The organism is Dethiosulfatarculus sandiegensis (assembly GCF_000931935.2).
Classification (GTDB): Bacteria; Desulfobacterota; Desulfarculia; order Desulfarculales; family Desulfarculaceae; genus Dethiosulfatarculus; species Dethiosulfatarculus sandiegensis.
Genome location: NZ_AZAC01000008.1, coordinates 140870 through 163525 on the forward strand (window position 1 = coordinate 140870; position 22656 = coordinate 163525).

The following is a 22656-nucleotide window of genomic DNA, read 5'->3' on the forward strand; positions in this document are numbered from 1 at the left end:
TAATTATTATATGGTGGGTTGATTTCAAGTTACAACGTGAGGGCGGGGGAGGCAAAGAAAAAGTGGACCGGGTTTATCGGGGGAGTATGTCAGTTTTTTATTATAAGCCCCTGCCCCGTGGGCAGAACCAGGATCTCCACCCCCCTTTGGGCGGCGAATTCGTAAAATGCCTGGGCCTGGGTTTGGTGGCCGGGAAAGGCGAAGTCGTCAAGAAGTATTGATCCGCCTTTGACCAAAGAAGGCCAAAGGCGTTCGGCTCCGGCTAGTTCAACCGCGGCACAAGCCATATTGATGGAAATATAAGCCAGGGGCCGGGAATCAATCAGGCGTAGAATTTCCGGCACTTGGCCGCGGTGAATCTTAAAGAAGGGAAGTTTGAAGTTTCTTTTTACTTCATTAAAGCAGTCTTCGTAATTATAGTCAGGTGGTTTGATACCCGAATTGATCTCGGCTTCGCATAATAGACCGGCTTCATAGTCGCTCCATGAATCCACCAGATGATAGAACCGGTTTTTAAAGGCCTTGGGGCCTAGATATGAGAAAACCAAAGCGGCAAGCCCGCCGTGAAACACCCCCAGGTCAACAAAGTCGCCTTGCAGCTTGGCTGCGTTATGCGCGGCCCAACAAGCTACATGAGCCCGCCATTTGATGTCTACTCCCTCCCCTTGGCCTGTTGCCTTGCCTGCACTGTAGGCTGTGGCAAAGGAGGGATAGTGCAAAAAATAAGGGTTGTTCACTGTAGCTAAGTTGTCTTGTTTGTAATTGAAGGTGTGGGGCGGGAAAAAATCCCAACCGGTCTGAGCAGCTTTTTTCAAAACATCGATCACTGCCTGGCTGATGTTTCCCAGTAAATGGTCTACGGTTGTGGGCGGGATGGGTTTGCTTGACATGGCACCGGAATCATTGTTAGTTTTTAAATCTAATCTTTTTGCTGATTTTTTTATATATATCTAAGCAAACAAAAAATAAACATTTAATAGTTAATTTTTTAAAAATAATACTTTCTCTGTATATTGCTTATACTTTAGTTTTAGTTATAAAAAATGAGACTTTCAGTTAAAGATTAATGTTTAAAATATAGTATTTCAAGAAAAGTTTTGTCTGAGTTTATTCTTATAACTCGCTGATTTTATAGTATTATATTCCGCTTGAGAGTTTAAGGGAAGAGATAAGTATTACAATAAACTTAATTAATTCTAGATGTAAATGATTAGGCTTTTGGGAGGCATTGATGAGAGTTTTTGGGTATTGCCGGTTATTATTGTAGAATTAACGCGTTCGCCGCGTCTGGTTTTATGAGATTCAGTTATAAGTAGATAACCGTTTACTCCAGGAAAAGAAGGTGCGTTGAACAGTTTCGCCAAGATACGATTTTTTTCGGTCAATGATTTTCGGCCACGGCTTGGCCGTGGCCGAAAATCAGATTACTGACTCGATGACTTGGTCAGATGCCACCTGGCAAAAACGTGATTCCGCCAAGCGGCTGGAATTAGTCCCCTTAGGAAAGGCCCGCACTATGGCGGGCCGTCATTCGGGGGTGCTTACTCGGGGTCCCCGAAAATCTCCGATTTTTGGGGTGTTTTGTGTCCCTGGCTCAGGCCTTTTTCTGATACCTGTCCGAATCGGCAAACACATCTATGACACAGGCAAAGTCTTTTGTTATGGCGCTGTGCTCCTCGCCGTCGCCAATGGTGTAGGTGTCCCCTTTTCCATAAGTTTTGGTTTCTCCGCCTATGGTGAGTTCAAGCTCTCCTGAGACCACGATTCCCCACTGGGCGCCGTGGCTGTGGGGCGGGACCTCGGAGCCGCCGGGGATTTCAAAGAAGACCGCCTGACCATTGCCGCCGCTTAAAAGGTGGGCGGTGAATCCCTGCATGGGGATGTCGGCCTTGGGCCAGTTTTGGATAAAGGACGCAAAAGGGGATTGGTTTTGGTTACTCATGGCGTTACTCCAATGGATGTAGTTCAGGCTTTACAAAAGGCGAAATCATTTTAACATATTTAAATGCGTTTAAAATCAAAAGGCGCAAAGGCGTTGGCTCGGCAGAAAGGTCCAATCCTTGACGGAGGTTTCAGGGCAATGTATAACCCCCTTGCCTTGACTTGCATTCAAGGCTCTGCCACAATGAGCGATCGTGTGGATATTGCATACCTTTTTTTTGCCTCAAGGGGGCTGCTTTGCGGATATTAGTCACTGGTGGCTGCGGTTTTATCGGTTCGAACTTCATTCGCCACACCCTGGCCACCTATCCTGCGGACCAGGTTATAAACCTGGACCTGCTCACCTATGCCGGCAATCCGGAAAATCTCAAGGATATAGAGGGAGATTTTCGCGAACGTTACCAATTCGTAGAGGGTGACGTCTGCGATGCCAAGGTGGTTGCCGATCTGGTTGAACAGGCCGACTTTGTGGCTCACTTTGCCGCGGAAAGCCATGTGGACCGCTCCATTGAAGATGCGGGCGCTTTTGTGCGCACAAACGTGCTCGGCACCCAGACCCTTTTGGGAGCCTGCCTGAAATCCTTTGGCACCGATCAGAACCGCCGGTTTTTATATGTCTCCACCGATGAGGTCTACGGCGCTCTCAAACTGGACGACGGCCGCCGCTTTAAAGAGGATTGGCCCCTGGACCCCAAGAGCCCTTACAGCGCCAGCAAGGCCGGAGGCGACATGCTCACCCAGAGCTATCACCACACCTTTGGCCTGCCTGTGGTTATAACCAGATGCTCCAACAACTACGGGCCTTATCAGTTTCCCGAAAAACTTATCCCGCTTATGCTTCTAAACGCCCTGGAAGGCAAGGAATTGCCGATCTATGGCGATGGAAAATACGTGAGGGACTGGATTCACGTAAGTGATAATTGCCGGGCGACCGACCTTATTTTAAGGAAAGGAACCCCGGGTGAGGCCTATAATATCGGCGGAGGCAACGAGGTCAAAAATATTGACCTGGTCACCTTGCTGGTGAAGCTGGTCTGCCGGAAGACAGGCTTGGACCCGGAAAATAGATTGGCGAAGATGCGTTCTGTAAAGGACCGGCCCGGTCATGACAGGCGCTATGCCATAGACGCGGACAAGCTGAAAGACCAGTTGGGCTTTTTGCCTGCCATGGATTTTGAACAGGGTTTAAGCAGCACGGTGGATTGGTACCTTGACAACTCGGACTGGACCCAAAGGGTCCGTTCCGGGGAATACAAAGATTACTACCGCAGAATGTATGACGGACGCTGACTCCATCCTGGTTTTGGGTCATGGAGGGCTTTTGGGCAGGGCTGTGGTGCAGGCCTGCCAGGGCAGGTGCTGGGTGGTCGAAGGCGGAAGAAAGGCCTATGACCTGAGTCAGCCCGCTTCCAAAGGCTTCTGTCACCGGTTCGCCTTGAGCGGTCGGCCTTTAGAAAATACGGAATCAGCCGACAAAAGGCTTTTATCCCTCACCCGCGAGATTGCCGAAGATGAAAAGGCCCTGGAAACAGTTCACCAGGGCCTGGACCTTTTACGGCTTTTTATATGCCGGGAAAAACCGGCGGTTGTGATCAACTGCGCCGGTTATACGGATGTGGATAAAGCTGAGACTGAACCGGAGCTGGCCATGGCGGTCAATGCCCGGGGGGCGGCCACACTGGCCGAGGCGTGCCGGGAGGCGGGTTCGCATCTGGTTCATATTTCAACGGATTATGTCTTTGACGGCAAAAATAAAAATCCCTATCGTGAAGGCGATGAGACTTTTCCCAAAGGCGCTTACGGAAAAAGCAAGCTTAAGGGAGAAAAGCTCGTAGCCAAGATAATGCCCGCTGCCCTGATAGTCAGAAGCGCCTGGATATTCGGGCCGGGCAGGCCGGGATTTGTGGACAACGTGCTCACGCGTGCGCTTAAGGGCGAACCGGTGAGGGTGGTGACCGATGAGGTCGGCAGCCCCACCTTTAGTCGTGATCTGGCCGAAACCCTTGTCTGGTTGGCGATGAAAAGGGTTCAGGGCCTGTTGCACGTGGTGAATCAGGGCCAGGCCTCGCGCTATGAACTGGCCAGACAGGCCTTGCGCCTTTACGGCCTTGACCCGGATTTGGTCAGGCGCGCTCAAAAGAAAGATTTAAACACCCCGGCCGAAAGGCCCGGGTATTCGGTTTTGGATACCAGGCGTCTGCAAAGAATAACCGGCCGGACCATGCCTTCCTGGCTGGATGCACTGGGGCGTTACATTGCCTTATTAAAGGAGGATGCAGCTTGAAAAGGGTTTTGGTCACCGGAGGCGGAGGCTTTATAGGCTCTCATCTGATTGAAGCGCTTTTAGCCAAGAATTACGAAGTCCTGTGCCTTGACAATTTTTTCACCGGCCGTAAAGGGAACATTGTTCATCTGCTTGGCGATCCCCGCTTTGAGATGATCAGGCACGATGTGGTGGAGCCAATTTTCCTGGAGGTGGATCAGGTTTACAACCTGGCCTGCCCGGCCAGCCCGGTTCATTACCAGTTCAACCCGGTCAAGACGGTCAAGACCAACGTAATGGGCGCCATCAATATGCTGGGCCTGGCCAAGAGGGTGAAGGCCCGCATTCTGCAGGCATCGACCAGCGAGGTCTATGGAGACCCCAAGGTGCATCCCCAAAAGGAAGACTATTGGGGACATGTGAACCCCGTGGGCATGCGCTCCTGCTATGACGAGGGCAAGAGGGTGGCCGAGACCTTGATGATGGACTACCACAGAAGCAATAAAGTGGATATTCGCATAGTCCGCATCTTCAACACCTATGGCCCGCGCATGGCCTTTAACGACGGCAGGGTGGTGAGCAATTTTGTGGTCCAGGCTTTGAAGGGCCAGCCGCTCACCATCTACGGCAAGGGCAACCAGAGCCGTTCATTCTGTTATGTAAGCGACATGGTGGCCGGACTGACGGCCATGATGGAGCAAGATGAGTTTATAGGTCCGGTGAACCTGGGAAACCCCGGTGAGTTCACCATTTTGGAGCTGGCGGAGATAATCCGGGAGCTTACCGGCTCAAAAAGCGAGATTGTCTTTAACCCGCTTCCTCCCGATGATCCGGTGCAGAGAAGGCCTGACATAGGCCTGGCCAGGGAGAAGCTCCAGTGGCAGCCAACTGTTGAGCTCAAGGAGGGATTGCAAAAGACCATAGAAGATTTTGAACGCCGCTTAAGGGAAGAAGACCGACCTTGAAGCGGCGGTTTCCAGAATCGCCGATCGTGGGCGTTGGGGCGGTAGTCTTAGCCGGTGACGAGATCCTTCTGGTTAAAAGAGGGAATCCTCCGGCCAAGGGAATCTGGTCCCTGCCGGGCGGCGTGGTGGAACTGGGAGAGAGGCTTTCCGAGGCCGTGGCCCGGGAAGTCATGGAGGAAACCGGCATAAAAGTTAAAACCGGACCCTTTATCAAGGCAGTTGAGCGCATAGATCGAAGTGAAGATAATAGAGTGGAATATCACTATGTTATTCTTGATTTCCTCTGCTGGGGCCAATATGAGGAGCCTCGGCCGTATGATGACGCCGCCGATTGCCGCTGGAGTCCGGTGAAAGACCTGACCTGGGCGCGGCTTGATCCCCTCACCCTCGAGGTGCTGGAAAAAGCGCTCGCCTTGTCTGAAAGAGCCGATTGAAAAGGTGGTTTATAAGAAGATACCGCCGTTTGAGCTTCAAATCTGGTTGACACTGTCAGGGATTTGTTGCTATGGTTCCTCCTGCATATTGTGAGGGTAATCACATACACTAAGTAGGGCATGGGTCTAATGACGATGCAAGAAAAATCAAAGAAGGAAAGGTCCCACGCCGATTGGGCAATGTTTGCTGTGGGTTTCTTCCTGTTTCTGGGAATAGGTTTTTGGGTGACCCCCAAAATTCTGTATGCTGAGAAACCGCAGCCTTTCCAATTTTCCCACGCGCTTCACATGAAGCAGGTGGCGGAAGGCTGTAACAGCTGTCACTGGCTGAGGGAAGACGGGTCCTTCTCCGGCATTCCCGGTGTAGATGTCTGTGCCGAATGTCACGAGGGAGAGCCCATGGGTCAGACACCTGAGGAAAAGGTGTTCACAACACAGTACATGGCCTCTTTCAAGCCGATTCCTTGGCAGAAATACTCCAAACAGCCCGATTGCGTCTTTTTCTCGCACGCCCCGCACCTTAAGAAAGGCAAGCTCGAGTGCGCCAAATGCCATGGAGCACACGGCGAGAGCGAAGAGCTGCGTAAGTACGAATACAACCGTATCAGCACTTACAGCCGCGATATCTGGGGGTGGAGCATACTTGGCCTGGGCAGCCCGCCCGAACGGATGAAGATGGACGACTGCGCGGCCTGCCACCGTGAACACGGCGTGCGCGACGCCTGCTTCGTCTGCCACAAGTAGGCGGATCAGAGCTAGGAGAGGTTTGAATGGAATGGGATAGACGAACCTTCGTTAAATTCGCGGTGGGAGCGGCACTGGGGCTGGGCGCCAGCCCATTGGCCCCCAAACTGACCGATGATGTCGCTATCTGGACTCAGAATTGGAGCTGGGTGCCCGAACCCGCGGACGGTGAAGTTGCCTTTGCAAACAGCGTGAACCCGGCCACAGGGACCGGGGTCAAGGTGCGTATGGTAGCCAACCGCACCAAAGGTCAGCGTTTTATCAGGGTTGAAGGCAACCCCGATCACCCCTTGAGCAGGGGCGGGGTTACTCCGGCAGACGCAACCGCGCTGCAACTTCACTATAGTGACGCCTACAGAGTCAGGGCCCCGCAATGGAGAGAGCCCGCCACCGGCGCACCCCGCCGGGTGAGCTGGGACAAGGCCTTGAACTATGTGGCCGGTGAACTGAAAAAACTGAAAGATCAAGGCAAGGAACACACTGTGGTCATGCTGGGAGACGATCCCAAGACCGCAGAGTCGGAGCTTATGATGCGCTTTATGGCTTCATACGGCTCCCCCAACCTGGCCTTTACGCCGAGCGCCGCCCAGACCTGGGACTTGGCCTGTGTGCTGATGTCGGGCAACTATGACATCGGCTTTGATTTGGAAGGCGCAGAATATGTGGTGAGCTTCGGCACGCCTTTATTCGAGGGCTTCGGAGCGCCTGTGGCAACCAGAAAGGCCTTGAGCGCCTGGAGAGACAACGATGTGAAGTTTGTCCAGGTGGAGCCCAGGGCCTCGGTAACCGCGGGCAGGGCCAACACCTGGCTGGCCTGCAAACCCGGCACCGAAGGGGCCGTAGCCTTGGGAATCGCCTCGGCTTTGGTCAAGGAAGGCGCCTACGACAAGGACCTGGCCTCCCAGGCCCTTGGCTTTGAAGACGGCGGCGACGGCCCCGGCTTTAAAGCGCTTTTGCTGAATGATTATACTCCCGAAAAGGTCGCCGCCATTACCGGCGTGCCCAAGGATAAACTGCTCAAGGTGGCCAAGGCCTTTGCCAAGGCTCCCAAGGCCCTGGCGGTCTGCGGACCGGACAACTCGGGCGACCCCGGACGCCTCTATGATTTCATGGCCGTGTTGGCCCTGAACATGCTCAAGGGAAACCTGGGTAAAGAGGGCGGCCTGTTGGTCAGGCAGCCGCTTCCGGTTAATCCCTTGGGCGAGCAGCTCAAGGTTTCGGCCAAGCCCCGCTTGGACGGTGGGCATGAAAAACCGCTGGCCGTCACCAACCTGGCCGCCTTGGCCGAAGGCGCGGTGAAGGGCGATCCCTACAAGCCCGGTGCTGTGATTATCGTGGGTTCAAACCCGTTATTCACAGGACCCCAGGCCAACCTGATCCGCGAGATGCTGGATAAGGCGCCTTTGGTGGTTGCCGTCACACCCTTTATGGATGAGACGGCCCAGCTTGCAGACGTGGTTCTGCCTGCCAAGACCTTCCTCGAGTCCTGGGGCGATTCCGGCACGGCCTACGGCAGCCCGGTTTCGGCCTACGGCATTCACAAGCCCTTGATCGCCGAGCCCGGTGAAGCCAAGGCCACGGGCGACTGCCTCCTGGCCCTGGCCAAGGTAATGGGCGGCGAGGTGGCCAAGGCGCTTGATTTTGACAACATGGAAAAAGTCCTCAAGACCAAATGCGCCGACATGGGCGATTTCCGCAAACTGGCGGAAAAGGGCTACTGGGTGCAGGAAAAACCGCTTATCGGTAAATTTTGTTTCAGCACTTCCAGCGGCAGGCCCGAGTTCAAGAGCTCCGGCCTGGAAATAGTCCTTATGCGCATGGCTGAAAAGGCGGGAAATAAAGATTTCCTGGCAGGTCTTGGCATTGATCCCAAAAAAGCGGACCTGGCCGCCATGCCTCATTATCAGAAGCCTCAGGCCCTGGCCAAGGTGGATAAAAAATATCCCCTTCTCATGGCAGGCATTCCTTCCTTGAGAACCGCCCAGGCGAGCCTTCCGGCCAGCCCCTATATGATGAAGGTCTTGAGCGACGAGACCCTGGCCTATAAAAACAACCTGGTGGTGGAAATCAACCCCGCCACAGCGGCTGAACTTGGCCTTGCCGAAGACGACGGAATCGCAATCGAGTCCGCCTCTGGTGAGATCAAGGCGATTGTCCATCTCTTTGAGGGAGCCGCGCCGGGGATGGTCTTTGTGCCCATGGGCCTGGGACACACGGCTTTTGGCGAGTATCTGAAGGACAAGGGTGATAATTTCCAAAAGGCGGTTATGGTAACCACCGATGCCATGAGCGGTCTGCCGCAATGGGGACTTTCGCCCGTCAGGGTGAAGAAGGCGAAGGGTGCTGCCCATGTCTAGCAGTAAAGGTAAACATAAATACGGAATGGTCATTGACCTGGACAAGTGCACCGGCTGCGGAGCGTGCAGCGTGGCTTGCATGTCCGAAAACAATATCGGGGTGTTGCCCGATGAGACGGATAAAATCCGTTCCATCACCTGGCTCAGGGTCTATCAGATAGACAACGGAAAGGCCTACCCCGAAACAGAGGTGGCATTCATACCAAGGCCCTGCCAGCATTGCGAGGGTTCTCACGGTCATCACACACCTTGCGTTTCGGTATGTCCGGCCACGGCCACTGATTACGATGAAGAAACAGGCATAGTCAGCCAGGTTCCCACCCGTTGCATCGGCTGCCGGTACTGTGTGGCTGCTTGTCCGTATCACGCACGGTATTTCAACTGGTACGACGTGCCTTGGAATAATGGCCTGGATAAGCCCTTGAGCCCCTTTGTTTCTCCCCGCATGCGCGGAACCGTGGAAAAATGCACTTTTTGCTTCCACCGTTACCAGCAGGCCAAGAACAAGGCCATTGTGGAAGAGACCGAGATAGGCGAGATGGACTATCAGACCGCCTGCACCGAGGCGTGCCCTTCGGGCGCGATCACCTTTGGGGATTTACTCAACCCCGAGCACAAGGTGCATGAACTGGCCCAGGAAGACAACGCCTTCAGACTTTTGGAGCGTTTGGGCACCAACCCCAAGGTCTATTACCGGACCGACAGGGAATGGGTGCGGCGTCAGTTGGACAATTACCTTCCGGGCGAACAGCCGGACAGGGTTAAGGTAGGCGGTTAACATCGGATGCAAAGCGCTGGCTTTGACCGGAACAATGATTAGTGAGGTCACCAATGGATGATTCCAAATTCTGGCCCGAGGGATGCACAAGGTGTAAGCCTCAAACATTCGGGGTCTGGATGCTGTTTTGCTTCGGGTTGTTGGCCTGGGCCGCAGTTTCGGCCTTTTTGTGCCTGTATAAGGGCCTTAACCAGACCAATATGAACGACTACTACGCCTTTGGCGTGTGGATCGTAGTGGACCTGGCCATTATCGCCCTGGGCGCCGGAGCATTTTTCACCGGCTTCCTTACCTACTTGTTGCGTAAGGAAGAACTTAAAAATATTATCAATGCCGCTGTTATCATCGGCTTTATCTGTTACTCCGGCGCAATCGGCATGCTCGGTATAGATATTGGCCAGCCGATCAGGGGTTGGTTCGGTTTTTGGCATGCCAATGTGCATTCCATGCTCACCGAGGTGATGTTCTGCATCACAACCTATCTGATCGTTTTGATCATTGAATTCTTGCCGATTATCCTGGAGAACCGGCAGATCGAAAAGGTGCCCGAGCTGGGTGGATTTGCCCATCACCTGCACCGGATCATGATTGTTTTTGCGGCCACCGGCACCTTCCTGAGCTTCTTTCACCAAGGATCTTTGGGAGGCATGTACGGTGTGCTCTACGGCAGGCCTTTTGCCTTCCGCACCGGCTTTGCCATCTGGCCCTGGACTTTCTTCCTGTTCATCTTGAGCGCCATTGCCTGTGGTCCTTCCTTCACCACTTTGATTGTGATGATTACGGAAAAGGCCACCGGCAAAAAGCTTGTCTCTCATGATGTGAAGATGCTCATGGGCAAAATTTCAGGCGGCCTGTTGGCTGTGTACGTGGTTTTAAAAGGAGCGGACACCCTTTATTGGGCCTTTGTCCAGACACCGGGGACCGGAACCCAATTAAGCCATTTCTACCAACAGTCTTACGGCTATTGGTTGTTGTTCGCTGAGTTGGGCCTGGGCGCCGTGATACCGGCCCTGATGCTCCTGACTCCGGCGGTGCGGAAAAGCTACGGGCTTCTGGCCCTGGCCATGGCCCTGAACTGCTTTGGCGCGGTTATGAACCGCTTTGTCCAGACCATTCAGACCCTGGCCATACCGGTGCTGCCTTTTGAGAGTTTCATCACTTACATGCCTACCTGGCAGGAGTGGGGCATTACAGCCGGTGTGATCGCCTACGGCATGGTTATTTTTTCTTTGACTTACCGCTATCTGCCGGTTTTCCCGCAGGAGCGTAAGTTAAACCAGGCTCAGTAAGGGAGGTGTCAAATGCTGCCCTTTGCGTTTGAATGGCACTGGGATATCGGGCACATCATTTTCTTTGGCCTCTTTTATTCGGCCCTGGGGGTGATAACCTGTGGTTTGGTATACGCCTTTGTCTCCAATTTAAAGGAGCTTTACAAAGGTGGGGGGCATGGTCATGATGATCATGATAAAGCCGAAGAAAAGCCGGACCAAAATGGGGACACTCAACCGGCGGAGGCTTAATCTGGCTAATATTTGATGATTTGCCGGTAAGTTAATAAATCCACGCGGGGCCCCATAAGGGACCCCGCGTTTTTTTGAGGTGAATAATGCTGTTGACTCCCGAACCGGACCTTTCCCTGATTAAAGGGGTGGTCTTTGACCTGGACGGAACCTTATTCGATTCCAGGGAATCCAATATAGCCTTTTATAATTATCTTTTGGGTTTTGTCGGTCTTCCCCGCACTGCCGAGCAGGCGGTTGAAGTCATACACAGAGAATCCATGGAAGGTTCTTTGCGCTTTCTCATGGGCGAAGGGGCGGAGTTCAAGGCTGCCATGGAACATTGGAAGACCATGGACACGGGGCAGTTCATTGATCAGTTAAGGTTGTTTCCCCATGTAAGGGAGACACTTAACCAACTCAAACTCCATTTCGAGCTTGCGGTTTGCACCAACCGCACCAAGACAACCATGAGAAGCCTGAAACGCTTTGACCTGGAAGGTTATTTTTCCCAGGTGGTTACTCCTTTGGATGCGGGCGCTTCCAAGCCCGCCCCGCTTCTGATGGAGTTGGTTTTAAAGGGGCTGGGACTTTCAGCTAATGAGGTAATATTTGTGGGAGACTCCCAACTGGATCAGGCCCTTTGCCAGACCTGCCGGGTTAATTTTGTAGCCTATGATAACCTTGAGTTGGAGGCCTGGGCCCATTTTAATGATTACAAAAAGTTGCCCGCGTTATTAGGGCTGGGAGAGAAATGAACGAAGGATTCAATGTTTGGCTGACCGGCCAGTCCAAAGTTGGAAAAGAAGCCTTGGCTAAAGCCTTGCGTGATCTGCTTGAGCCAAGGGGGTTTGCGGTTGAGATTGTGCGGGAAAAAGACCTGCAAAATGAAAAGGTGCCAGGCCTGGATACTGACGGGCTGGAAGCGGACCCGCTTATCGCTGCATGCAGGCTTTTGAACAAACACGGGGTGACCTGCCTGGTCCTCACGGATCGTCCATATGTGCCCCAACACGGGGAGATGCGTTGTAAACGACCTGATTTTATAGAAATATTTATTCCGGCTGCTAAAGGTTCAAAAGCTGAACCCGGCTTTAACCCTCCCAAATATCCGGATATGGTTCTGGATATGTCTTCCACCCCGGTTGAAGAGGCTGCCAGACAGGCTCTGGGCCTTTTGGACAACCTGGGATATCTGCGTGAATCTGGAGGGGTTTATACGGCCGAGGAAGAGGAGAAGGTGCGCAAGCGCCTGGAGGATCTGGGCTATATTTAAAATTCTTTTGGTCTGCCTGGTCAGACGGCCAGGTTTCGGAATGTTATGGCCTGTCGCCCCTCATGTTGGTTTTTTGGGGGGCCTGGCTTTGTTTTATATAGCTTAAGCAATTTTACCTGAATAAGTGTTAAAACGGTTGACAAGGTTGGAAACAACAAAACCTCAAGGTCAAGCTAAGGTTGGAGTTCAGAAATTGAGCCAAAAATTCACAGGATCGTGCCTTTGTGGTGAAGTAAGGTTTGAAATAAAAGGGGACTTTGAAAACTTTTACCTTTGCCATTGCAGCCGCTGCCGTAAGGATACGGGATCTGCGCATGCGGCAAATCTCTTTTCAAGCACAGCCAAACTGAAATGGCTAGCCGGAGAAGATAAAGTCACGGTTTTCACCTTGCCCTCAACTCAACATACCAAAGCCTTCTGTTCAATTTGCGGGTCGGCACTGCCTAATCTTCAAATGGATGGTGACCTTTTGGTCGTTCCCGCAGGCAGCCTTGACAGTGATGTGCCGATCAGTCCAAATGCTCATATTTTTGTTTCCAGCAAGGCGAATTGGGATCATGACCTCGAAAAGTTGCCCATGCTACCCGAATTGCCCGCTTAACCAAAAAAGGGATTGGTTGATCCTGTGAAAGTTTTTCGGGCTGCCGACCGGATTAAAAAAGGATAGGGGTGGAAAACTCCCGGACTTAACAATTGAGCCCCTTGACCATACCTTGCAGAGCTTTCAACAGCACCGGCAGAGTGGCGGCGTCCAGGGCGCTGATAACGGCGGCTTCGGGATATTGATTGGAAAGCCTTTCCAAAACATCCGGCGGCGTGAGGTCTTTTTTGTTTAAAACCAAAAGGGCAGGAGTCTCGTTCAGGTCCAGGTCGTTTAGGATTCCCGTAACCGCTTTGATCTGTTGATCAACCTGGGGGTGGCTGGCATCTGCCAGGTGTAAAAGCAGGTCAGCCTGGTGAAGTTCTTCCAAAGTGGCGGCAAAGGCCTTTTTCAGGTCTTTGGGCAGGTCCCGGATAAAACCAACTGTATCGGTTATTATCACCTCCTGCTCTTCGGGAAAACGCAACCTTCTGGTGGTCGGGTCCAGGGTGGCAAACAGCCTGTCCTGGGAAAGCACCTTGCTGCCGGTAAGGGCGTTTAACAAGGTGGATTTGCCCGCATTGGTGTACCCCACAATGGAAATTATCGGCAGCCCCATTTTTTTGCGGCGGGACCTGCGGTTTTTTCTTTGTTTGGCCACCTTTTGCAACTCGTTTTCCAGGCGGTTCAACCTGGTGCGCACCCGCCTGCGGTCGATCTCCAGTTTTGTTTCTCCCGGCCCTCTGCCGCCGATGCCGCCGGTTAGCCTGGAAAGCCCATCATCCCTGGAACCCAGCCTGGGGCCCAGATAACGCAGTTGGGCCATCTCCACCTGGAGTTTGCCCTCACGGGTCAGCGCCCTTTGGGCAAAAATATCCAATATCAACTGGGTGCGATCCAGGAACTTGATCTCCGAGTTGGTGAGCCTGGCCAGGGAATGGGCCTGGCTGGGGTTGAGCTCCTGGTCGAAAATGATCACATCAGCGCCCTGGCGCAGGCAAAAGATAAGCACTTCATCCAGCTTGCCGGGGCCGATTATGGTTCTGGGATTAAGTTTTGGCCGGGTCTGGATGATCTTACCCTTAACCAAAAGACCGGCCGATCCGGCCAACTCTTCCAGTTCGTCCAGACTTTCCCGGGCTATCCGTCTGGGTTTGGTGGTGACACTGACCAGGACAGCGCTGCCGCTTTTTTCCACGTCCATGGTCTCGGACAGGCGGTTCAACTCCTGTTCCAGAGACCAGACCAGGCGTGAGATATCCTCAGGCGGATAACCCGCCCTAAAAGGGTCCAGGAGCCTATAATCAGAGTCTCCCTGAGGTTCGGGCAGGATGTGGGCCAGGAATATGTCGCCGGCCAGGCCTTCGGAGTTGACTTCCAAAGAGGCCACAAAGTCCAGCCTGCGGTTGGCCAGCAGGTTGACATCACCTCTGTTCAGGCCCTTGGCATTTAGCCTGGTATGTAAAAGATGATAACCGGCCAGGCGGGTGCGCCCCCTGCGCAGGCGGCTCATAAAGGGAAGGGGCAGGAGTTCCGGTTCGCCGACCACCACCTGCATGACTTCGCCTTTTCTGCTTATCAAAAGACCTATCTGGCGCCCTATTTCAAAGGAAAGCCTGCTTAAATCGCGGGCCTGCTCGGCCAAAATCAGTTCAGCGGGCGACATGCGGCGGCGGTAGAAGTTATTAAGCCTTTTAAGATGACTGGCTTTAATCCCGGTTGTATTGCCCAGTACTTTTGCTGCCAAGAAGTGTTTCGCCTTTTCGGTTGGGCCCCGACCATAGGTAAGGTAAACCAACTAGTTTAAAAAAAACAAAAAACAAAGAATCACGCCGGGTGTTTTATTCGTCCATGGGGGCCAGGGCGTCTTCCTCTTCGGTGGAGAGGTCCTCAAACTTGGTAAGATCACCCAAAAAGGCCAGTTTCACGGTCCCCGTGGGGCCGTTACGCTGCTTTCCGATGATGATTTCGGCTACGTTGTCATCCGGTTCTTCAGGGTCTTCTTTTTTCTTGTAGACCTTTTTGCGGTAGATAAAGGCGATAACATCCGCGTCCTGCTCAATGGCGCCGGATTCACGCAAGTCGCTCAGCATAGGGCGCTTGTCCCCCGGCCTGTCCTCCACTTTTCGGTTAAGCTGGCTTAGGGCCACCACCGGCACGTCCAACTCCTTGGCCAGGGCCTTTAACGAGCGGGAAATATCACTGATCTCCTGTTCGCGGCTGTCAAAGCTTTGCCTGCGGCCGCGCATGAGCTGTAGATAGTCAACCAGAATAAAGCCCAGGTTTTTCTCGGATTTGAGCCTGCGGCATTTGGCCCGCATGTCCAGAACCGATAAAGCCGGTGTATCGTCAATAAAAATCGGTGCGTTAAAGAGCCGGTCCGCAGCCATGGTGAGCTGGGGCCAGTCCCTTTGGGGGCTAAGATAACCACTTCTGATGGAACCGCCGGAAACCCTGGCCTCAGAGGCCAAAAGACGCATGCCGAGCTGTTCCTTGCTCATCTCCAGGGAGAAGATGGCCGTGGGCACTCCGCCGCGCAGGGCCGCATTGGCGGCAACGTTTAAGGCAAAAGCGGTCTTACCCATGGAGGGGCGTCCGGCGATAATGATCAGGTCTCCCGCCTGCAAGCCGGTGGTATAGGAATCCAGGCGCTTGAAGCCGGTCGACACCCCCAGAACCATGCCCTTTTGCTGGAAGCGCTTTTCAATCACCTCCATGGAGGACTTGACCACCTCGGCCATGCTGGAGTAGCCCTGTTTCGACTTGTTGGAGGTGGCCGCGAAGATGGCGGCTTCGGCGTTTTCCAGGGCGGTTTCAGGGTCGGCCTGGCTTTCATAGGCCTGGTCAATGGCCTCATGGGCCGCGGTGATGAAGTTGCGGAGCATGGCCTTTTCCTTGATCAGGCTTGCGTAATGCTCCACATGGGTCTGGCTGATTATGGTGTCGGCCAGTTGGGCCAAAAAGGCGGGGCCGCCCACTATATCCAGTTTCTGCTGATCACTCAAACGGGAGGTTACAGTGATCTCGTCAACCGGTTGGGCCTTGTTGTAGAGTTCCACGGCTGCGCCAAAGATAAGCCCATGGCGGCGGTCGTAGAAATCTTCCGGCTGCACGGCTGCCGCAATTCCGGCCAGCACGTCTTCGCCGTGCACTAAAATGCCGCCCAGCACACCTTGCTCAGCCGCCAGGTCGTGCGGGGGCAGTCTGTCCGAATGGACCGGTAACTCAGGCGTTGCCAAGAAAATACTCCTGATTCAAAAGAAGACTCTCTTTTGAGCGTCTTAAGAATCTTATAATGCCACATTCAGGGAAACAAGGACATAGCCCTGTTCAAAGTCTTTAACGGCTTTGAACAGGGCTATGTTGTCGGCTTTTGCAACCTTGCCGTCCCAAGCCCCAAAGGGCGGGCGGTTTGGTAAAGCCCAAAGAACCGGCAAAGAGAGCTTAGTCCTCTTTGACTTCCTCGGCGGCTTCAGGCGCTTCAGCCTCTTCGGCTGCCTCGACAGCTTCTTCAGCCGGAGCTTCCTTGGCGGGCTTTACCTCCTCAGGGGGATTCTCGGATTCCACTGTAACGCTGATCGCTTCGATCACCTGGGGATGAAGCTTGACCTGCACAGTGAACTCGCCAACCTCTTTGATGGGGGCGGTCAACAGAATCCTGCGGCGGTCGACCTCAAAACCCTGTGCGGCCATTTCCTTGGCCAGGTCCATATTGGTGACCGAGCCATAGAGTTTGCCGGCTTCACCGGTTTTGGCCTTGATGTTGATTTTAAGTCCGGCCAGTTTTTTGGCCTCTCCGCGGACCAGCTCGGCCTCGCGGGCCAGCCTGGCCTCAATGCGGGCTTTTTCAGCCTCCACCAAGGCCACGTTCTTTTTGTTGGCCTCCAGGGCAAAACCCTGGGGGACTAGGTAGTTGCGGCCGTACCCGTTTTTCACGGTCACCACCTGGCCAGGATCGCCCAGGCCCAACACTTCTTTGGTGAGGATGACCTTCATTTGCTTTTCCTTTCCGCATTCAGGTAGATTTTTTAGGTCTCCTGAAGTCGAGCCACATATCAAAAAGACCTGCAGCAGCCACCAACAAGCCCAGGCGGTACTCCAACACCAAAAGGCTGAAGAACACAATCCCGAGAAAATGGGGCGCGTTTATTTTCTGTAACCAATAGGCTGCCACCGCAACACCTTGGAAAAAGTAAATCAATCCAAGGATGACAAGGAGGTTCAGCCACGCCCAGTACCAAAAACCGTCTGAGATCAAGACCAGGATTGCAGAGGCAATTAAAACCCAAACCAGGCTTTCCGGTGCTTTCCAGGTGTTTAACCTGGGAATCTCTTCAAGCGGTACTTTTTGGGTTCGTCTTAAAAGTGCCTTGGCCAAAACCAGGTTGCCCCAGACCATGAAGAGCATGCTTCCGATAACAACGCATGGGGAAAGCCTGAAGAACAAACGGCCTATTTGCCTGAATCCCTCTGTAATTTTAGCCCTGGTCGCAGCGTCTTCACCGGAAGCGCTGACGACCTCCAAGAATGTCTTGGTGATCCCATCCCAGTATTCGGACCAGGCTTCTTCAAGTCCCGAGCCACCGTTAGGTGCGGTTATCACTATAACAACAATAACCGCAAGCACACTTAGCAACGTGGCAAGGCCAATGGCCTTGTCTTCCGGAATCCGCCAGTAAGGGGCCTCTCCCAGGATCACTCCCAAGAGTAGGTGGATCGCAAAGCTGATCGCCAACATCGGCGAAACCAGCATGGAAAGGACCAATACTGCTCCGGCTATGGCCATAAGCGCTGTGGTTCTGCCGGCGCCGGGGCCGTGAATGCGATAGATCAAGATGATGGGAACCTGTGAAAACATGGTCACCATCAGACCCATGACCGGCAAAAACCAGGACGCCAGAAACAGGGCCAGGGAGGCGCTGGCAGCCAAAGCCGGGGCTGTTCCTGGGCTCTTGGTTAAGCGGCTCATATTCGCCGCATCCTCCGCTGGTTTACTGGTTGCTGGCTGCGAAAGGCAACAACGCGATATGACGGGCCTTTTTGATGGCATCCGTCAGCTGGCGCTGATGACGGGCGCAGCAACCGCTGGTGCGGCGGGGAATGATCTTGCCTTTCTCTGTGGTAAAGAGACGCAAGGTGCGCGGGTCTTTGTAATCAATGGTCATGGAAGAATCGGCGCAGAAGCGGCAGACTTTGCGTCTTCCAAAACGTTTCCTCTTGTAGATCGACATGAGGACCTCCTACTCTTCAACAGGCTTTTCAGCGGGTTTTTCTTCTTCGGCAGGCTCTTCTTTGGCTTCGGCCTCGTCCTCGGCAGCTTCAGGAGCGGCTTCTTCGGCCGGGGCGGCCTCGGGCTCCTGGGCTTCCTCTTCTTTGGCCTCTTCCTGCTCTTTCACCACGCTCTCAGGATCAAAGACGTCTTCTTTTTTCACTGTCAGGAAACGAATGACATCCTCGTCGATCTTGAAAAGCCGTTCCATCTCCATGACCGCGCTGGGCTCTGCGCCGTACTCAAACAGCACATAGTAACCTTTGTGGAACTTTTTGACGGTATAGGCCAGGCGTTTCCTGCCCCAGTGCTCCACTTTGGCCATGATTGAACCATGGTCGGTCAAAAGGGCGGAGTACTTCTCCGCTATGGTTTGGGTCTCTTCCTCAGCGAGGTCGGGACTGATGATAAAAAGGGTCTCGTAGTGTCTCATTGACTCTCCTTACGGTCTAGTCGTCTCCACGCGCTCCCGAGATGAAGCCGCAGAGAAAGGAGTTATAGGTTGAAGCGGAATAAATACCACTCTGAAGGGTATTTGTCAAGAATCCGCCTTGGGGGCGCACCAGGCTTTTCCTGGAAAAATCAATATTTGCCCTTGGATTGGTTTATATACCAGATTTCCCTGGGCCGGGCAGGGAGGTTTTGCATGCCCTGGTGTATTTAAAGCTCCTTTTGGTTAATTAGCTATGATCAGGAAGTATTTTCTTTGACTTCAGCCCCGGAAATGAGTTAGGCAAGGCAGGAGCAGGGCGATGCGCCGGGGCTTTATCAAGATCCGTCCCGCTTTTTTGCCCAAATTGGCTTGCATGATGATTTGAATTTAATCCTGAACAAAATGCATAAGGTGCTTCATGCCGTTATCTGTGAAAGCCTCTTTTACTATCCTGGTCATTGGAATGTTTTTACTTTGCCCTTTTGGGGGAACTCCGTTTTTACAGGCCGCGGAAAAAAGCGGGGAGTTTGATGCCCACGCATCGAGTTACCGCTATTTTTTCCAAGACGAGGATATGGATTTTCACTTTGGCAATCTGGTCTTGGGAGCTTCGGTAAACCGGGGGTGCAGTGTGGGGGAGGCCTTTTACGCAGCCTCCAAAATAAAAGACGGTGACGCCAAGACCTGGCATAAGGCCTGGTTCGACCTGGCCGAACTTGTCCAGGCCCGGGGAGAAAGGGCGCTTGCCAAGGGACACGATATAAGCGCCCGTTCGCAATTTTTGCGGGCAGCCTATTATTACCGCATATCCTCCCTGGCCATGAACCCTATGGATTCCAGGTTTTTGGAAAGGGGGCAAAAATGCCGCCGCTTGATGAAAAAACTGGGACCGCTTTTCGATCCCCCCCTGGAGTATATTGAAATACCTTTTGAAGACACGGTGATCCCCGGTTATTTCCGCGCAGCAAATCATGACGGATCTTCAGCTAAAACCCTGATCATGATCGGCGGCGGGGAAACCTATATTGAGGATCTTTATTTTTACCTGGCCCGGCAGGCCTATGAACGGGGGTGCAACTTTTTGACCGTGGACCTTCCCGGCCAGGGGCTTATGCCGGTTGAGGGTAAGGTTTTTCGTACAGACACCTATATCCCAATGAAATCCGTGGTGGATTATGCCTTAAGCCGCCCAGAGACGGACCCGGACGGGATCGCTGCCTATGGCATAAGCGGCGGGGGATTGTTTGTGCCCCAGGCGGCCATGCATGACAAGCGCATCAAGGCCATAGCCATGAATTCGGCTGTGACAGACGCCTATACCCTTTTTAAGACCATGCCCGCTGTAACTGCCGATGAAAAGGAGATGAATTCCTGGACTTCTTTTCATAGGGGAATCGTAGAGGCCATTTGCCTGCGTTATGGCGTGGAAAAGCCCGCAGACCTGGCCAAGGCCAACCAGGGCAACACCTTTGACCCTGAAAAGATAGACGCACCCGCCCTGATCATAGTGGGACAGGGGGAATACCAGAGCAAGGCAGTCCAGGAACAGCAAAAATACGCTTTGGATAATTTCCCCAACCCCAAAAAGAAAATGGTTGTCACCCCCACTGCCGAAGGGGCCACAAACCATTGCGTAATGGAAAACCGTGACCTGGTGGGACAGGTGCTCTTTGATTGGCTGGATGAAGTCTTGGAATAGGGCATGCGCCGGGTGGTCCGGAAGATTTTGAGCCCGGGATCGTGCAAGTGAAAATCTCTTCCGGACATACCTTTCACCGCAGCGGCAGCGGGGCCAGGGCCTTGAGCATCTTCCTGTCTGCCGGGCAAAGGTTAAGGGCTTTTATTTCATCCGGACCGAACCAGGCGATCTGCAAGTGCTCCCTGGCCCGGGGAGGAATATGCCCCGGCAGGCAGTGGAAACAATGCAGGTTAATGGTGCGGTTTTTTTGGGCGTGGCTTATCCGCCCCAGGTAGGCCTTTATCCGGGCCTTTAAACCCAGCTCCTCGTTCAGTTCCCGCAAAAGGCAGTCACTCAGCTCCTCATCGGGCTCCAGTTTGCCGCCGGGCATCTCCCACAGGCGGTTTTCCGGCCTTTGAGCCAGGAGAATCCGGCCCTTTTGCGTGATCCAGGCGCAGGTCACCTCAAGTTCAATATGGGAATCTGTTTTGTCGGGCAAGGTGGTTTACCTGGTCTTCTTATGGTTTTTTTGGGCCATGAGCCTGGTCTTGATCTGCAGATACCGTTCCTGGGCTCCCTGGTAATCAGGGTCCTTGTCCAAGATGTGGCCCAGCACATCAAGGGCCTCTGAGTCCTGGTCTTGAGCTTCATACAGGTTGGCCAGGTCCCAGGCCAGGTCCAACTCCTTGGGCAGGGCCTTGAACGCCTTGGCGAGCACCTTTATGGCAGTCTTGGAATCTTTGAGATCCAGGGCCAGGGAGGCGCGCAGCTTGTAGAGGTTTTTGGTCTTGGGGCTGGCCTTCAGGGCCAGGTCCAGGATATTCGCCAGCTTTTCCGGACGGTGCTCCAGAAGAGGATCATGCACCTGGTTGACCAGCTTTATGGGGTCCACCTTTTGTTTGAGCATCTGGTCGGCCAGCTTGGACGCCCGGTCCCAGCGCTTGAGCTGTAAAAGGGTCTCCAAAAGCAAAAAGCCTATTTCCCCGTCCTTGGGTTTTAAGCGGCTGGCTGCCTCCAGGCTGACCAATGCCTGCTGATAGTCGCCCATCTCCATGGTCAAAACGGCTAGGTTGTAGTGTAGATCCGGATCGTCTTTTTTTACCTGTGTAAGTCTTTCATAAACCGAAGCCAAGGCTTCCCTGTCTTCCTGCTCCTGATAAAGTCCGGCCAGGCGAAGCATAATCCCCACATCTTGGGGAGTCAGCTCCAAGGCCTTTTCCAGGGCCAGGGCGGCCTGGGTTTTGTCCCCTTTTTGCAACAGGGCTTCAGCCAGTTCCAGGTGCAGGGATTTGTCCTTGGGGTTCAGGTCCGAGGCCTTTTTAAGGGCGTCCAAAAGGCCTGCTTTATCACCTTCCTTGGCTTTCATCCTGGCCAGGCGACGCCAAAGGTCAGGATCGTCCGGGTTCAGTTTGGCTGCCTCCTGCCAGGCGGAAAGGGCTTCTTTTTCCCTGCCCGCCCTTTGCAGGGCCTCGGCCAGCCTGCGGTAGGACTTTGCCCTTTCCCTGCCTTTTTTATCTTTTAGAAGCTGCGGCATCAGGGCCGCAGCCTCTTGCCAGCGCCCCAGTTTTTCATAAAGGGTTGTCAGCCTGTCGATGATCTCCGGAGAACCCTGGCCCGCATTCATGAGCCTGGTAAGGGTGTCGGCTTCTTTCACGTCCCGGCCCATGTCATGGTAGAGACCGGCCAGGCGCAGCAACAGTTCGCGATCGTCATTGGCCCTGGTCAGGGGTTCCAGGATCTCGGCGGCTTCTTTGAATTGTTTGGCCTCCAGCAAAAGATCCAGCAGGCGCATCATCAAAAGCCGGTTATCCGGGGTGAGCCCGGCGGCCTTTTTGGTATAGCGGATTTTGTCGGCCAGGCTGGTGGTGTTTTCCGCCCTGCGCAGCCAGTCAATCGGCAAAAGCCTGGGAACCAGTCTCACCTGGCCCAGGGATTGACCGTCCTTGAAAACTTTTAAAGTGATGGATTCAAGATCAAAGATCTTGTCCCCATAGATTTCAGCCAGAGTGTGGTATTGGTTCAGGTCAATCATGGGCCGGTCGGCCAAGTGGTAGGAAAGCCCCAAATTCAGCCAGGAATCACTCGCCGCTTTAATCACCATAAAGGGCGCGTCCGGGTGCAGGGCCAGAACTCCGCCCGCCTTGATGCTGACGGGTCTGCCGCCGATTGACAGCTCCACCCATTTCAGTCTGGGGGCGTCTTGGGCCGCCAGCATGAGCGATGCATCCCGGCCTTGGGCCGCGCCGCAAAGGCCGGTCAGAGCCAGGCAAAAGATCACTGCGCACAACAAAAACAGGCGGTGCCTCAACTTGCTATGATCTCCGCTAAAGGGGTTGAATACCAAAGACCATGCGGCGCCTGAGTGCATAATAACGGCTCAGGTGAAAAACAGCGGCCATGGTCCGGCTTTATCATGCTTGGCCCAGGTCGGGGGAAAGC

23 protein-coding genes are annotated in these 22656 nt (G+C 53.6%); 13 read left to right on the top strand and 10 right to left on the bottom strand.

Annotated elements, in window-relative coordinates:
* Positions 1-89: 89 nt before the first annotated feature.
* Both X474_RS06030 and X474_RS06035 read right to left on the bottom strand, forming a co-directional pair.
* Positions 90-890 (bottom strand): TylF/MycF/NovP-related O-methyltransferase, encoded by an 801-nt coding sequence (locus X474_RS06030; RefSeq protein ID WP_052514920.1) that lies wholly within the window; start codon positions 888-890, stop codon positions 90-92.
* 704 nt (positions 891-1594) lie between these two features.
* Entirely contained in the window at positions 1595-1942 is a 348-nt protein-coding gene (locus X474_RS06035; protein ID WP_044347476.1) for a cupin domain-containing protein, read from the bottom strand.
* Positions 1943-2178: 236 nt separating this feature from the next.
* On the opposite strand from X474_RS06035, the gene rfbB reads away from it, so the two are divergent.
* From rfbB to X474_RS06100, 12 genes are all read left to right on the top strand, one after another.
* The gene (gene rfbB, locus X474_RS06045; protein WP_044347478.1) at positions 2179-3231 is read left to right on the top strand and encodes a dTDP-glucose 4,6-dehydratase; all 1053 of its coding nucleotides are present in this window, start codon (positions 2179-2181) and stop codon (positions 3229-3231) included.
* The gene (gene rfbD / locus X474_RS06050) at positions 3218-4225 is read left to right on the top strand and encodes a dTDP-4-dehydrorhamnose reductase (protein WP_052514921.1); all 1008 of its coding nucleotides are present in this window, start codon (positions 3218-3220) and stop codon (positions 4223-4225) included. Before rfbB ends, rfbD begins: the two co-directional genes overlap by 14 nt.
* Positions 4222-5169 (top strand): UDP-glucuronic acid decarboxylase family protein, encoded by a 948-nt coding sequence (locus X474_RS06055; RefSeq protein ID WP_044347480.1) that lies wholly within the window; start codon positions 4222-4224, stop codon positions 5167-5169. The genes rfbD and X474_RS06055 overlap by 4 nt, the downstream gene beginning before the upstream one ends.
* Positions 5166-5603: an NUDIX hydrolase gene (locus X474_RS06060; protein ID WP_044347481.1), complete on the top strand. Its 438-nt coding sequence runs from the start codon at positions 5166-5168 to the stop codon at positions 5601-5603. Before X474_RS06055 ends, X474_RS06060 begins: the two co-directional genes overlap by 4 nt.
* Positions 5604-5732: 129 nt before the next feature.
* Complete coding sequence (gene qrcA / locus X474_RS06065) at positions 5733-6347, top strand: menaquinone reductase multiheme cytochrome c subunit QrcA (RefSeq protein WP_052514922.1); 615 nt, start codon at positions 5733-5735, stop codon at positions 6345-6347.
* A 26-nt stretch (positions 6348-6373) separates the two neighbouring features.
* Positions 6374-8704, top strand: a complete 2331-nt coding sequence (locus tag X474_RS06070; RefSeq protein WP_044347484.1) for a molybdopterin-containing oxidoreductase family protein — start codon at positions 6374-6376, stop codon at positions 8702-8704.
* A complete protein-coding gene (gene qrcC, locus X474_RS06075) occupies positions 8697-9482 on the top strand; it encodes a menaquinone reductase iron-sulfur cluster-binding subunit QrcC (RefSeq protein WP_044347485.1) in 786 nt (261 codons plus the stop codon). The genes X474_RS06070 and qrcC overlap by 8 nt, the downstream gene beginning before the upstream one ends.
* 53 nt (positions 9483-9535) lie before the next feature.
* Entirely contained in the window at positions 9536-10771 is a 1236-nt protein-coding gene (qrcD, locus tag X474_RS06080; protein ID WP_044347486.1) for a menaquinone reductase integral membrane subunit QrcD, read from the top strand.
* Positions 10772-10783: 12 nt separating this feature from the next.
* Positions 10784-11002 (top strand): hypothetical protein, encoded by a 219-nt coding sequence (locus X474_RS06085; RefSeq protein ID WP_044347487.1) that lies wholly within the window; start codon positions 10784-10786, stop codon positions 11000-11002.
* 86 nt (positions 11003-11088) lie between these two features.
* Entirely contained in the window at positions 11089-11739 is a 651-nt protein-coding gene (locus X474_RS06090) for an HAD family hydrolase (protein WP_044347488.1), read from the top strand.
* Positions 11736-12257, top strand: a complete 522-nt coding sequence (locus X474_RS06095) for an adenylyl-sulfate kinase (protein WP_044347489.1) — start codon at positions 11736-11738, stop codon at positions 12255-12257. Before X474_RS06090 ends, X474_RS06095 begins: the two co-directional genes overlap by 4 nt.
* Positions 12258-12450: 193 nt before the next feature.
* Positions 12451-12858 (top strand): GFA family protein, encoded by a 408-nt coding sequence (locus tag X474_RS06100; RefSeq protein ID WP_044347490.1) that lies wholly within the window; start codon positions 12451-12453, stop codon positions 12856-12858.
* Between the two features lie 85 nt (positions 12859-12943).
* Here X474_RS06100 and hflX read toward each other — a convergent pair whose 3' ends face one another.
* From hflX to rpsF, 6 genes are all read right to left on the bottom strand, one after another.
* Complete coding sequence (gene hflX, locus X474_RS06105) at positions 12944-14584, bottom strand: GTPase HflX (protein ID WP_044347492.1); 1641 nt, start codon at positions 14582-14584, stop codon at positions 12944-12946.
* Between the two features lie 94 nt (positions 14585-14678).
* The gene (gene dnaB / locus X474_RS06110) at positions 14679-16076 is read right to left on the bottom strand and encodes a replicative DNA helicase (protein WP_052514923.1); all 1398 of its coding nucleotides are present in this window, start codon (positions 16074-16076) and stop codon (positions 14679-14681) included.
* A 205-nt stretch (positions 16077-16281) separates the two neighbouring features.
* Positions 16282-16833 carry a 50S ribosomal protein L9 gene (gene rplI, locus X474_RS06115; RefSeq protein WP_044347494.1) on the bottom strand — a complete coding sequence of 184 codons (552 nt, stop codon included), beginning with the start codon at positions 16831-16833 and terminating at the stop codon, positions 16282-16284.
* Between the two features lie 19 nt (positions 16834-16852).
* Positions 16853-17806, bottom strand: a complete 954-nt coding sequence (locus X474_RS06120; RefSeq protein ID WP_044347495.1) for a DUF2232 domain-containing protein — start codon at positions 17804-17806, stop codon at positions 16853-16855.
* A gap of 22 nt (positions 17807-17828) precedes the next feature.
* A complete protein-coding gene (gene rpsR, locus X474_RS06125) occupies positions 17829-18068 on the bottom strand; it encodes a 30S ribosomal protein S18 (RefSeq protein WP_044347497.1) in 240 nt (79 codons plus the stop codon).
* A gap of 9 nt (positions 18069-18077) precedes the next feature.
* Entirely contained in the window at positions 18078-18539 is a 462-nt protein-coding gene (gene rpsF / locus X474_RS06130; protein WP_044347498.1) for a 30S ribosomal protein S6, read from the bottom strand.
* Positions 18540-18957: 418 nt separating this feature from the next.
* Between rpsF and X474_RS06135 the strand changes: the two genes are divergently transcribed.
* Positions 18958-20238 (top strand): alpha/beta hydrolase family protein, encoded by a 1281-nt coding sequence (locus X474_RS06135; protein ID WP_197281994.1) that lies wholly within the window; start codon positions 18958-18960, stop codon positions 20236-20238.
* A gap of 73 nt (positions 20239-20311) precedes the next feature.
* On the opposite strand, the gene X474_RS06140 is transcribed toward X474_RS06135, so the two are convergent.
* Positions 20312-20716 (bottom strand): (deoxy)nucleoside triphosphate pyrophosphohydrolase, encoded by a 405-nt coding sequence (locus X474_RS06140; RefSeq protein WP_052514924.1) that lies wholly within the window; start codon positions 20714-20716, stop codon positions 20312-20314.
* A 6-nt stretch (positions 20717-20722) separates the two neighbouring features.
* Positions 20723-22585 carry a tetratricopeptide repeat protein gene (locus X474_RS06145; protein ID WP_082464183.1) on the bottom strand — a complete coding sequence of 621 codons (1863 nt, stop codon included), beginning with the start codon at positions 22583-22585 and terminating at the stop codon, positions 20723-20725.
* Positions 22586-22656: the final 71 nt, after the last annotated feature.

Bases quoted from the DNA above. Each gene is read 5' to 3' on its own strand.
- X474_RS06030 (WP_052514920.1), bottom strand. From the start codon at position 890: ATGTCAAGCAAACCCATCCCGCCCACAACCGTAGACCATTTACTGGGA.
- X474_RS06035 (WP_044347476.1), bottom strand. From the start codon at position 1,942: ATGAGTAACCAAAACCAATCCCCTTTTGCGTCCTTTATCCAAAACTGG.
- rfbD (WP_052514921.1), top strand. From the start codon at position 3,218: ATGACGGACGCTGACTCCATCCTGGTTTTGGGTCATGGAGGGCTTTTG.
- qrcA (WP_052514922.1), top strand. From the start codon at position 5,733: ATGACGATGCAAGAAAAATCAAAGAAGGAAAGGTCCCACGCCGATTGG.
- X474_RS06070 (WP_044347484.1), top strand. From the start codon at position 6,374: ATGGAATGGGATAGACGAACCTTCGTTAAATTCGCGGTGGGAGCGGCA.
- qrcC (WP_044347485.1), top strand. From the start codon at position 8,697: ATGTCTAGCAGTAAAGGTAAACATAAATACGGAATGGTCATTGACCTG.
- qrcD (WP_044347486.1), top strand. From the start codon at position 9,536: ATGGATGATTCCAAATTCTGGCCCGAGGGATGCACAAGGTGTAAGCCT.
- X474_RS06085 (WP_044347487.1), top strand. From the start codon at position 10,784: ATGCTGCCCTTTGCGTTTGAATGGCACTGGGATATCGGGCACATCATT.
- X474_RS06090 (WP_044347488.1), top strand. From the start codon at position 11,089: ATGCTGTTGACTCCCGAACCGGACCTTTCCCTGATTAAAGGGGTGGTC.
- X474_RS06095 (WP_044347489.1), top strand. From the start codon at position 11,736: ATGAACGAAGGATTCAATGTTTGGCTGACCGGCCAGTCCAAAGTTGGA.
- rplI (WP_044347494.1), bottom strand. From the start codon at position 16,833: ATGAAGGTCATCCTCACCAAAGAAGTGTTGGGCCTGGGCGATCCTGGC.
- X474_RS06120 (WP_044347495.1), bottom strand. From the start codon at position 17,806: ATGAGCCGCTTAACCAAGAGCCCAGGAACAGCCCCGGCTTTGGCTGCC.
- rpsR (WP_044347497.1), bottom strand. From the start codon at position 18,068: ATGTCGATCTACAAGAGGAAACGTTTTGGAAGACGCAAAGTCTGCCGC.
- rpsF (WP_044347498.1), bottom strand. From the start codon at position 18,539: ATGAGACACTACGAGACCCTTTTTATCATCAGTCCCGACCTCGCTGAG.
- X474_RS06135 (WP_197281994.1), top strand. From the start codon at position 18,958: ATGCCGTTATCTGTGAAAGCCTCTTTTACTATCCTGGTCATTGGAATG.
- X474_RS06145 (WP_082464183.1), bottom strand. From the start codon at position 22,585: ATGCACTCAGGCGCCGCATGGTCTTTGGTATTCAACCCCTTTAGCGGA.